6 protein-coding genes are annotated in these 12,318 nt (G+C 60.4%); 4 read left to right on the top strand and 2 right to left on the bottom strand.

Going from position 1 to position 12,318, the window contains the following annotated elements:
- The first annotated feature begins 32 nt into the window (after positions 1-32).
- The 3 genes from ACEN8E_RS01755 to msrA all read left to right on the top strand — a co-directional run bounded on the left by ACEN8E_RS01755 (position 33) and on the right by msrA (position 5,030).
- A complete protein-coding gene (locus tag ACEN8E_RS01755) occupies positions 33-1,424 on the top strand; it encodes an alkaline phosphatase D family protein (RefSeq protein WP_495591190.1) in 1,392 nt (463 codons plus the stop codon).
- 198 nt (positions 1,425-1,622) lie between these two features.
- On the top strand, positions 1,623-4,316 hold the full coding sequence (locus tag ACEN8E_RS01750; RefSeq protein WP_495591189.1) for a putative bifunctional diguanylate cyclase/phosphodiesterase: 2,694 nt from the start codon (positions 1,623-1,625) through the stop codon (positions 4,314-4,316).
- 63 nt (positions 4,317-4,379) lie between these two features.
- Positions 4,380-5,030: a peptide-methionine (S)-S-oxide reductase MsrA gene (msrA, locus tag ACEN8E_RS01745; RefSeq protein ID WP_495591188.1), complete on the top strand. Its 651-nt coding sequence runs from the start codon at positions 4,380-4,382 to the stop codon at positions 5,028-5,030.
- Positions 5,031-5,176: 146 nt separating this feature from the next.
- On the opposite strand, the gene ACEN8E_RS01740 is transcribed toward msrA, so the two are convergent.
- Both ACEN8E_RS01740 and putP read right to left on the bottom strand, forming a co-directional pair.
- Positions 5,177-6,016: a 23S rRNA (adenine(2030)-N(6))-methyltransferase RlmJ gene (locus ACEN8E_RS01740; RefSeq protein WP_413703685.1), complete on the bottom strand. Its 840-nt coding sequence runs from the start codon at positions 6,014-6,016 to the stop codon at positions 5,177-5,179.
- Positions 6,017-6,193: 177 nt separating this feature from the next.
- On the bottom strand, positions 6,194-7,678 hold the full coding sequence (gene putP / locus ACEN8E_RS01735) for a sodium/proline symporter PutP (RefSeq protein WP_495591187.1): 1,485 nt from the start codon (positions 7,676-7,678) through the stop codon (positions 6,194-6,196).
- Positions 7,679-8,141: 463 nt separating this feature from the next.
- Between putP and putA the strand changes: the two genes are divergently transcribed.
- Entirely contained in the window at positions 8,142-12,092 is a 3,951-nt protein-coding gene (gene putA / locus ACEN8E_RS01730; protein ID WP_495591186.1) for a trifunctional transcriptional regulator/proline dehydrogenase/L-glutamate gamma-semialdehyde dehydrogenase, read from the top strand.
- Positions 12,093-12,318 lie beyond the last annotated feature (226 nt).

The raw sequence follows: 12,318 nt of genomic DNA, 5'->3' as shown, positions 1-12,318 counted from the left end.
ATCGATAGCCAAAAAACCGAATGGACTCGAATATGTTCAAGCCTACTGTCGGCCCGATTATTGGCCACACAACAACTAATCAGACCCGTATTTTCTTACGCGGCAAACCGTATAAAGACACCTCGGTTTTCGCCGGCATTCGTTATCGCCACTCAGGACACCTGCACTGGAACAACGGCCTGTTCACACAACTTGCAGACTCACGCGACTTCTCGGACGTCATTGTTCTTCAAAACCTGGCGGCCGATACCGAGTATGAATACCAGGCTGGCTGGTTCACCTCCATGAACCCGGCGCATACCGAAGAGACCTTTGAGCAATTGCCTTTGCAATGGCCTCCGGAGATCCATCGCCTGCGTACCCAGTCCGACAAGACCACAACACCGCGGGCCTATATCGTCGGCTCATGCCGCTATCTGCGCATGACCGACGGCGTGCCATCGGCCCCACATATGGGCGACCGGATTTTTGCCTCGATCAACCGTTTGGCACAGCACGCCGGGCCACCGATCAGCGCGATGTTGATGACCGGCGACCAGGTTTATGTCGACGACTTGAACTTCATTGCCCCAGACCGGGAGTACAACGAAATACTCAGCAAGTACCGCGCGGCGTTCTCCCAACCCCATATTGGAAAGTTAATGGCTGGCGTGCCGACTTATATGATTCTTGACGATCATGAGATCGAAGATAATTGGCCAGCCAATAAAACCACAGCCGATGAGCATTTATTCAAGAACGCCATGAGGGCTTATCAGTTGTATCAAGCCAGCCACAGCCCGGCTCATGAACTCAATAGCGCTGGAACAATCAGCCACCCTCTGAAACGCTATTGGTATCAATTCACCAACGGTGATATCGAATGGTTTGTCACCGACAGTCGCACCCGGCGCACGCTGGCAGGCGAGCGCCGCATCCTCGATACCGAGCAGGAACAGGCCTTGTGCAACTGGCTGATCCACAGTCCGGCCCGGGTCAAATTCGTGGTGACCAGTGTCATGTTCTACCCCGACCGCCAGCGCCTGGGCGATGACGCCTGGAAAGCCTTTCCCGAACAACGGCTGAGGTTGCTGGAAATCATCCGCACTCATGGCATCAAAAATGTCATCTTCGTTTCCGGTGATGTCCACGGTTCGCTGACCAGTTGCCTGAGCCACAGCAAAGACGCGGACTTCGAAGTCCACACCATCGTCTCGTCACCGCTGTGCAACAGCAAATGGCTGCCCTATGCCAAGGCTTCCACCTTCATCCTGGATAAACCGCTGGCACGGACAGCAGCAGGTGATTATCGACATGAACTGGTCGGTAACGTGATCAGTCAGGACAACTTCGCGCACCTGATCGTCGAAACAGATCAGATTCAGGTGCGATACCACGATCGCGAAGGCAACCTGTTGCAATCAACACGTATCAACTTGCGTTAGAGTGCTTTCTTTCGGTCAATAGCATTACTTTTTGCCCTTGACTGCAGAAATCTTCGTGCCTGCCGACACATTCTTATAGCACTTGGCCTTCATCTCTCTTGTCAGTCAGTGTCGCAATGATGCAACCTTGCCGCAGGCAACAGTAAAGAGGGCGAGAGCCCAGCGCGTTCAGCATATTCGAAGCGAGTTTCCCTCCATATGAAAAGCCAACCCGATGCCGCCAGCCGTATGGTGGCCGAGGTAGTGACGCAGTTGCCTGTGCCCTCGCGGCTCGGCATGCTGCGTTTCGAACGGCTTAATGAACCCAGCTGGGCGCTGCTGTTTCTCGATCCCAATTGCGAACGTCAGTTCGGCCTGCCAGCCGTGGAGCTGTGCGCGCTGGTGGGCTCGCCCTACGCCAGCCTGATGGAGCCGGAAGCGCGCTATCAACTGCACGACGCGATCCAGCAACAGCTGACCGATAGCACGCATTACCTGATCCGCTACACCCTGCACACCGCCTCGGGCTCCCTGAATCTGCTGGAACTGGGCGAAGCCTACAAACAACACAATCGCCACCTGTTGCGCGGCTACCTGCTGGTCATTGACGGCCTGTTCGAGGATGACCCGCTGCAACCGGCCCTGGATCTGGAAACCCAGAACTCGCGCCTGCAAATCGCCCTGGAACTCAATCAGCGTGCCCAGCAGGAACAACTGCTGCATCTGGACCGCGTGCGCGCCCAGCAGGACCTGATCCTGCTGCTCACCCGTCAACGCTACAGCAGCAACGACTCCTTGCGCGAAGCCGCCGAGCTGATCACCCGCAGCGCCTGCGACATTTACCAAATCGACTGCGCCAGCCTGTGGCACCTCGAAGGCTCGATGCTGGTGCCGATCTCGGCCTATCACCGCACGCAACAGGAATACCTGCTGGCGCAGCCGATCGACGCCAGCGTTTTCCCCGATTACCTCGACGCCTTGCACACCGGTCGCGCCATCGATGCCCATAACGCCATGCGCGACCCGCGCACCCGGGAGATGGCCGAAAGCCTGCGCCCGCGCGACGTCAACGCGATGCTCGACGCCAGTATCCGTGTCGATGGCCAGGTGGTCGGCGTCTTGTGCCTGGAGCAAACCGGTGCGACCCGTGCCTGGCAGTCGGACGAAATCGCTTTTGCCGGCGAACTGGCGGACCAGTTTGCCCAGGTCATCAGCAACCACAACCGGCGAACCGCCACCAGCGCCCTGCACCTGTTTCAGCGTGCGGTCGAACAGAGTGCCAACGCCTTTTTGCTGGTCAACTGCGATGGCGTGGTGGAATACGTCAACCCGAGCTTCACCGCGATCACCCAGTACTCCACCGAAGAAGTGCACGGTCAGCGCCTGGCGGAACTGCCGGCCCTGGAGAACCTCAGCGAACTGCTGTTCGATGCGCCTTCGGCACTGGCCAAGAGCAACAGTTGGCAGGGAGAATTCAAGAGCCGGCGCAAAAACCTCGAGCCCTACTGGGGCCAGTTGTCGATTTCCAAGGTGTACGGCGACAACCGTGAGCTGACCCACTACATCGGCATTTACGAAGACATCACCCAGACCAAACTGGCCCAGCAACGCATCGAGCGCCTGGCCTACACCGACAACCTGACCAATCTCGGCAACCGCCCGGCGTTCATCCGCAATCTCGACGAACGCTTCGCCCGGGACAGCGATGCACCGATCAGCCTGCTGCTGGTGGACATCGACAACTTCAAGCGGATCAATGACAGCCTCGGCCACCAGACCGGCGACAAACTGCTGATCAGCCTGGCCCGACGCCTGCGCAACAGCTTGATCCCCAGCGGTAGCCTGGCGCGATTCGCCAGTAACGAATTCGCCGTGTTGCTGGACAACAGCGACCTCACGATGGGCCAGCAAGTGGCCAACCAATTGCTGGCGACCCTCGACAAACCGATGTTCGTCGACAACCAGTTGATCAGCGTCACAGGCTCCGTGGGCCTGGCGTGCGCGCCGCTACACGGACGCGACCCGCAAACCCTGATGCGCAACGCCGGGCTGGCGCTGCACAAGGCCAAGGCCAATGGCAAACACCAGGTGCAAGTGTTCACCGAAGCGCTGAACGCCGAGGCCAGCTACAAGCTGTTCGTCGAAAACAACCTGCGCCGCGCCCTGACCCAGAACGAACTCGACGTGTTCTACCAGCCCAAGCTGTGCCTGCGCAGCGGGCGCCTGCTGGGGATGGAAGCACTGCTGCGCTGGGATCATCCGGAAAAGGGCATGATCCGCCCGGATCAGTTCATCAGCGTCGCCGAAGAAACCGGGCTGATCATTCCGATCGGCAAATGGATCGCCCGCCAGGCCTGCCGCATGAGCAAGGCGCTGAGCGCCGCCGGCCTGGGCAACCTGCAGGTGGCGATCAACCTGTCGCCCAAGCAGTTCTCCGATCCGGACCTGGTGGCCTCCATCGCCAACATCCTCAAGGAAGAAGCCCTGCCCGCCAATTTGCTGGAGCTGGAGCTGACCGAAGGCCTGCTGCTGGAAGCCACCGAAGACACCCACTTGCAGCTCGACCAGCTCAAGCGCCTGGGCCTGACCCTGGCCATGGACGATTTCGGCACCGGTTACTCATCACTCAGTTACTTGAAAAAATTCCCCATCGACATCATCAAGATCGATCGAAGCTTCATCCACGAAATCCCGGACAACCAGGACGACATGGAAATCACCTCCGCGGTGATCGCCATGGCCCACAACCTGAAACTCAAGGTCGTGGCTGAAGGCATCGAAACTGCCGAGCAGTTGGCGTTCCTGCGCCGTCACCGCTGCGACGTCGGCCAGGGCTACCTGTTCGACCGTCCGATCCCGGGCAACGAGCTGATCGAAAAGCTCAAGCGCTACCCGCGCGGCCCAATCGCCTGACAGCGATCCAACTCTCGGGCAAACTGCTTGTCTGTCTAATTATCCTGACTGAGAGGACTGATCATGGTTCTGCGCTCGGAAATTCTGGTGAACAAAAACGTGCTCCCTACCAAAGAACAAGCTCTGCCCGGCCGCGAAACCGCGATGACCCTGCCTGAAAAGCACTTTGTGTTTAAAGACACCCCCTTGCTCGGCCCGTTCTTCGAAGATGTCGACTTCGCGATCTTCGGCCTGGGCTGTTTCTGGGGGGCGGAACGCCGCTTCTGGCAGCGCGAAGGCGTGGTCAGCACGGTGGTGGGTTACGCCGGTGGCTTCACGCCGAACCCGACCTACGAAGAAGTCTGCTCCGGCCTGACCGGCCATGCCGAAGTGGTGCTGGTGGTGTACGACAAGGCGAAAGTCAGCTACCAGCAGCTGCTGGCGATGTTCTGGGAACTGCACAACCCGACTCAGGGCATGCGCCAGGGCAACGACATCGGCACCCAGTACCGTTCGGTGATCTACGCCACTTCGCCTGAACAACTGGACGCCGCGCTCAAGAGCAAAGCAGCGTACCAGGCTGAACTGTCCAAGGCCGGCCTCGGTGAAATCAGCACCGAAATCGACCAGGCCCCGACCGTCTACTTTGCCGAGACGTATCATCAGCAGTATCTGGCCAAAAATCCGGAAGGCTACTGTGGGATCGGCGGCACAGGCGTGACCTGCCCTATCTGACGACTGACTGTAGGAGCGAGCTCGCTCGCGAAAAACCCAAGGGCGCCGCTGGGCATCCGGTTTACGCGTTATCGTTCACGACCTTCGCGAGCAAGCTCGCTCCTACACAGTGATGGCGTCCAATCAGACGCCACAAATGCAACAGATCAACTTTCAGCGATCAACCAATCCATCCGCCACCCACCCTGGGTCTGCCCAAGCTTCTCGGACAACCACGGCAGCAGCTCACGCAACTCTTCCTCCAGCCCCCACGGCGGATTGGCAATCGCCAACCCGGAACCGTTCAGGCTGTTCGGCGTATCCAATGGATGCACCAGCAACTCCACCCGCAGCAACTTCGGCGCCCCGGTGCCAGCCAGGTCCTGATAGAAACGCCGCAGCGCGCGCTGATCCTTCACCGGGTACCAAATCGCCGCCACGGTCTGACGCATCCGGCCAATCGCTTCCTTCAACGACGCGGCACAACGCTGCATCTCGTCGAGCTTCTCGAACGGCGGATCGATCAACATCACCGCACGCTTCTCCGGCACCGGCAGCAAGGCCCGCGACACATGCCAGCCCTCGCCCAGGTGAACCTTGACCCGGCGATCACCGGCCATGTTGTCCTTGAGCAACACGCCGTCTTCCGGGTGCTTCTCATTGAGCAACACACGGTCTTGCGGGCGAGTCAGACGTCGTGCCAGCTCCGGCGACCCCGGGTAATAGCGCAACTGGCCATCCGGATTCATCTCGTGCAGCACCTGCATGTAATCGGCAGTCAGGAGCGGCAGATCCGGTTGATCCCACAAACGCGCGATGCCTTCCAGGTACTCACCGGTACGACTCGCCTGATCGCCCTGCAGGTCATACAGACCAATACCGGCGTGGGTGTCGAGATAGGCAAACGGCTGCTCCTTGCGCGACATCAGGGCGATGAGGCGGGTCAAGGTCAGGTGTTTGAACACATCGGCGTGATTGCCGGCGTGGAAGGCGTGACGATAATTCATGGCTGCTCCTGCGAAGGCCGGGAAGTTTACCTTTTACCGGCCGGCAAGTCAGGGGTTGGTGGCTGAGTGGATGTCCCGGAGGGAATACTGCAGTGAATATGCAAAAAAATGGCCCGCGTCCAAAAGGAAGCGGGCCATTTTTTCAAGTCATCGGGTCAGCGCATGCGCTAATCCCGGTTACTTGTTCAAGCGATAATCGGCCTCAGCAGCCGCAAAACGCTGGAACATACCGACTGTCGGCGTGCCCATTTTGCTGACGAGGTAGATCGCCAGGCTGGCGAAGATGAAACCAGGAATGATTTCGTACAGGCCCAGCAGTTCGAAGTGCTTCCACACGATCACGGTGATCGCGCCGACCAGGATGCCGGCCAGTGCGCCGTTGCGGGTCATGTCTTTCCAGATCACGGAGATCAGCACCACAGGACCGAATGCGGCACCGAAACCGGCCCAAGCGTAGCTGACCAGACCCAGTACGCGGTTTTCCGGGTTGGCGGCCATCGCGATGGCGATCAGGGCAACCAGCAGCACCATGGCGCGACCGATCCAGACCAGTTCCAGCTGGGAAGCCGATTTACGCAGGAAGGTTTTGTAGAAGTCTTCGGTCAGTGCGCTCGAGCACACCAGCAGCTGGCAGCTCAGGGTGCTCATGACGGCAGCCAGAATGGCCGACAGCAGGACACCGGCAATCCATGGGTTGAACAGGATCTTCGCCAGTTCGATGAACACACGCTCGTGGTTCTCGCTCACCGGCATGGCCACGGCCGGGTTGGCCGAGAAGTAGGCGATGCCGAAGAAACCTACAGCCACGGTGCCGCCCAGGCACAGGATCATCCAGGTCATGGAGATGCGACGGGCCTTGGCAATCGACTTGACCGAATCCGCCGCCATGAAACGCGCCAGGATGTGCGGTTGACCGAAGTAGCCCAGGCCCCAGCCCATCAGCGAGATGATGCCGACGAAGGTGGTGCCTTTGAGCATGTCGAAGTTGGCCGGATCTTGCGCTTCGATTGCCAGGAACGTGGTGTCGACGCCGCCGGTGGCCAGCAGCACGATGATCGGCGTAAGAATCAGGGCGAAGATCATCAGGGTGGCTTGTACGGTGTCAGTCCAGCTCACGGCCAGGAAACCGCCGACGAAGGTGTAGGCAATCGTCGCCGCAGCGCCGGCCCACAGCGCTGTCTCGTAGGACATGCCGAAGGTGCTTTCGAACAGACGGGCACCGGCCACGATGCCGGAGGCGCAGTAGATGGTGAAGAACACCAGGATCACGACGGCAGAGATGATCCGCAGCAGGCCGCTTTTGTCTTCGAAACGGCTGGAGAAGTAATCCGGTAGCGTCAGGGCATCACCGTTGTGCTCGGTCTGCACGCGCAGACGGCCGGCGACGAACAGCCAGTTCAGGTAGGCACCGACGATCAGGCCGATGGCGATCCAGCTTTCGGAAAGACCGGACATGTAGATGGCACCCGGCAGGCCCATCAACAACCAGCCGCTCATGTCGGACGCACCGGCAGACAGCGCGGTAACGACGCTGCCCAGGCTGCGACCGCCCAGAATGTAGTCGGAAAGGTTGTTGGTGGAGCGATAGGCCATGAAGCCGATCAGCACCATTGCCGCGATGTAGATCACAAATGTGATCAGGGTTGGATTCGTTACGCTCATTAAGTGACGCCCTGGCTTTGTTTTTATGTAGCAGCGGCTGTTGAACCGTTCGCAAACGCTGGCGTTTGACAGACGATTCGGGACGCCGCGCATTTATGACTGATGTTTCCCCAGGAAAGCCATCAGCCGGCCCAACCGCGTTCCAGACGGGTTGCACCTTGGGGTGCGGATGCTATTCAACAAAGCAAACAAGGTGCAACCCATTTTTTGAGAATCAGTTGCACCTGGCAGACATTGACGCAGAAGCCATTGTTCTTGCGCCCTTTTTTGCGCAGTAACAAAAGTTTTCTAGAAGTAAAAGCACCAAGCAGGTGCAGCACATTCGTACCAGAATTCATTTCCCGACGAGGCGCCGACTTTTCCTGCAAAAAAAGGGTTGCACCCGGTTGCACCTCGGCAGTTGCACGGCTAATCTTGCCGCCAGCTGATGCCGCGCAGTCGTGGCAAACATGAGGATAAAAACATGGCTACCACCACCCTTGGGGTCAAACTCGACGACCCGACCCGCGAACGCCTCAAGGCCGCCGCGACCTCGATTGATCGCACGCCGCACTGGCTGATCAAGCAGGCAATCTTCAATTACCTGGAAAAACTCGAGGGTGGTGCAACCCTGACCGAGCTGAGCGGTTTGACCAAAGATTCCGACGACGCCGTCGACGCGCCTCTGGATCACGCCCACCAGTGCTTCCTCGAATTCGCCGAAAGCATCCTGCCGCAATCGGTGCTGCGCGCCTCGATCACCGCCGCCTACCGTCGCCCGGAACCGGAAGTGGTGCCGATGCTGATCGAGCAGGCGCGCCTGCCGGCTCCAATGGCTGAAGCCACCAACAAGCTCGCCGCTTCGATTGCCGAAAAACTGCGCAACCAGAAGAGCGCTGGCGGCCGTGCCGGCATCGTTCAGGGCCTGTTGCAGGAGTTCTCCCTGTCGTCCCAGGAAGGCGTGGCACTGATGTGCCTGGCCGAAGCGCTGCTGCGCATCCCGGACAAAGGCACCCGCGACGCGCTGATCCGCGACAAGATCAGCACCGGCAACTGGCAGCCGCACCTGGGCAACAGCCCGTCGCTGTTCGTCAACGCTGCCACTTGGGGGCTGTTGCTTACCGGCAAGCTTGTGTCTACGCACAATGAAGCCGGCCTGACCTCGTCCCTGAGCCGCATCATCGGCAAGAGTGGCGAACCGATGATCCGCAAGGGCGTCGACATGGCCATGCGCCTGATGGGCGAGCAGTTCGTCACCGGCGAAACCATCGCCGAAGCCCTGGCCAACGCCAGCAAGTTCGAAGCCAAAGGCTTCCGCTATTCCTACGACATGCTCGGTGAAGCCGCACTCACCGAGCACGATGCGCAGAAGTACCTGGCCTCGTACGAACAAGCCATCCACTCGATCGGCAAAGCGTCCCACGGCCGCGGGATTTATGAAGGCCCGGGCATTTCGATCAAGCTGTCTGCCCTGCACCCGCGCTACAGCCGCGCCCAGTACGAGCGCGTGATGGATGAGCTGTACCCGCGCCTGCTGTCGCTGACCCTGCTGGCCAAGCAATACGACATCGGCCTGAACATCGACGCCGAAGAAGCCGACCGCCTCGAGCTGTCGCTGGATCTGCTGGAGCGCCTGTGCTTCGAGCCGCAACTGACCGGCTGGAATGGTATCGGTTTCGTCATCCAGGCTTACCAGAAGCGTTGCCCGTACGTGATCGACTACGTGATCGACCTGGCTCGCCGCAGCCGTCATCGCCTGATGATCCGCCTGGTGAAAGGTGCGTACTGGGACAGCGAAATCAAGCGCGCCCAGGTCGAAGGCCTGGAAGGCTACCCGGTCTACACCCGCAAGGTGTACACCGACGTGTCCTACATCGCTTGCGCGCGCAAACTGCTGTCGGTACCGGAAGTCATCTACCCGCAGTTCGCCACGCACAACGCCCACACCCTGTCGGCCATTTACCACATCGCCGGCCAGAACTATTACCCGGGCCAGTACGAGTTCCAGTGCCTGCACGGAATGGGTGAACCGCTGTACGAACAAGTTGTAGGCAAGGTTTCCGAAGGCAAGCTGAACCGTCCGTGCCGTGTGTACGCTCCAGTCGGCACCCACGAAACCCTACTGGCCTACCTGGTGCGTCGCCTGCTGGAAAACGGCGCGAACACTTCGTTCGTCAACCGTATCGCCGACCAGTCGATTTCGATTCAGGAACTGGTGGCCGACCCGGTGGCGAGCATCGAGCAGATGGCGACCGTGGAAGGTGGTTTCGGCCTGCCGCACCCGCGCATTCCGCTGCCGCGCGACCTGTATGGCGCCGAGCGCGCCAACTCCAGCGGCATCGACATGGCCAACGAACATCGTCTGGCGTCCCTGTCCTGCGCGCTTCTCGCTACCGCACACAACCACTGGAAAGCGGCGCCGATACTCGGCTGCGCATCCAGCAACGAAGCCCCGGCTCCAGTTTTGAACCCGTCCGACCTGCGTGACGTGGTCGGCCATGTACAGGAAGCGACCGTCGAAGACGTCGACAACGCGATCCAGTGCGCCCTGAACGCCGCGCCGATCTGGCAGGCCACGCCGCCGGCCGAACGCGCCGCGATCCTGGAGCGTGCCGCCGACCTGATGGAAGCCGAGATCCAGCCGCTGATGGGCCTGCTGGCTCGCGAAGCCGGCAAGACCTTCGCCAACGCCATCGCTGAAGTGCGCGAGGCCGTGGACTTCCTGCGTTACTACGCAGTGCAGGCACGCAACGATTTCACCAATGACGCCCACCGCCCGCTGGGCCCGGTGGTGTGCATCAGCCCATGGAACTTCCCGCTGGCGATCTTCAGTGGCCAGGTGGCTGCCGCACTGGCTGCCGGTAACCCGGTATTGGCCAAGCCTGCGGAACAAACCCCGCTGGTGGCCGCTCAAGCCGTACGCCTGCTGCTCGAAGCCGGGATTCCGCAAGGCGTGCTGCAACTGCTGCCGGGTCGTGGCGAAACCGTCGGTGCCGGTCTGGTCGGCGACGAACGCGTCAAAGGCGTGATGTTCACCGGTTCCACCGAAGTTGCGCGCCTGTTGCAACGTAACATCGCCGGTTGCCTCGACAACCAGGGCCGTCCGATCCCGCTGATCGCTGAAACCGGTGGCCAGAACGCGATGATCGTCGACTCTTCGGCTCTGACCGAACAGGTGGTGATCGACGTGGTGTCCTCGGCGTTCGACAGCGCCGGCCAGCGTTGCTCGGCCCTGCGCGTCTTGTGCCTGCAGGAAGATTCCGCCGACCGCGTCATCGAAATGCTCAAGGGCGCCATGGCCGAAAGCCGCCTCGGCAACCCGGAGCGCCTGTCCGTGGACATCGGTCCGGTGATCGACGCTGAAGCGAAGGCCGGCATCGAGAAACACATCCAGGCCATGCGTGACAAAGGTCGCAGCGTGTACCAGGTGGCCATCGCCGATGCCGAAGAAGTCAAACGCGGCACCTTCGTGATGCCGACGCTGATCGAACTGGAAAGCTTCGACGAGTTGCAGCGGGAGATCTTCGGCCCGGTGCTGCACGTGGTTCGCTACAAGCGCAAAGACATCGACCAGCTGATCGGCCAGATCAACGCTTCCGGCTACGGCCTGACCCTGGGCGTTCACACCCGCATCGACGAAACCATCGCCAAGGTGATCGACACCGTCAACGCCGGTAACGTCTACGTCAACCGCAACATCGTCGGTGCCGTGGTCGGCGTGCAGCCATTCGGCGGCGAAGGCCTGTCGGGGACCGGCCCGAAAGCCGGTGGCCCGCTGTACCTGTACCGCCTGCTGTCGACGCGCCCTGCGGATGCGATCGAACAATCCTTCGCTCGCGGCGATGCTGGCGCAGCTCCGGACGTGCGTCTGCGCGACGCCATGAGCAAGCCGTTGACCGCGCTGAAAGCCTGGGCCGACACCAACAAATTCGCCGATCTGAGCACCCTGTGCGCGCAGTTCGCCGCACAATCGCAAAGCGGCATCACCCGCGTTCTGGCTGGCCCGACCGGCGAGCGCAACAGCTACGCGATCCTGCCGCGGGAACACGTGCTGTGCCTGGCGGAAGTCGAAGGCGATCTGCTGACGCAACTGGCGGCAGTACTGGCTGTCGGTGGTTCGGCGGTCTGGCCGGAAACTGACCTGAGCAAGGCTTTGTTCGCACGCCTGCCGAAGGACATTCAGGCGCGCATCAAGCTGGTTTCCGACTGGAACAAGGACGAAGTGGTATTTGATGCGGTTGTGCATCACGGCCATTCCGACCAGTTGCGTGCGGTGTGCCAGCAGGTTGCCAAGCGTGCCGGTGCGATCGTTGGCGTGCAGGGCCTGTCGCAAGGCGAAACCGGCATTGCGCTGGAACGCCTGGTGATCGAGCGCGCGTTGAGCGTCAACACCGCTGCGGCGGGTGGTAATGCCAGCTTGATGACCATCGGTTAAGCCGCAACAAGACCGGGCAACCGCAACGGCTGCCCGGTTTGCAATACCTCCTGTGGGAGCGAGCCTGCTCGCGAAAGCGGTGTGTCATCCAACATTAACATTGGATGTGCCGGCCTCTTCGCGAGCAGGCTCGCTCCCACAATTGATTAGCGTTGCCCCCGCTCCTCCATCACTACCATCAATCATCCTGTTCAGCCTTTATTCCCCCGCCTAGACTCGGCCCATC

The sequence above is a fragment of the Pseudomonas sp. Pseusp9 genome (assembly GCF_059491265.1).
This window is presented reverse-complemented; position numbering and strand designations above follow the sequence as displayed.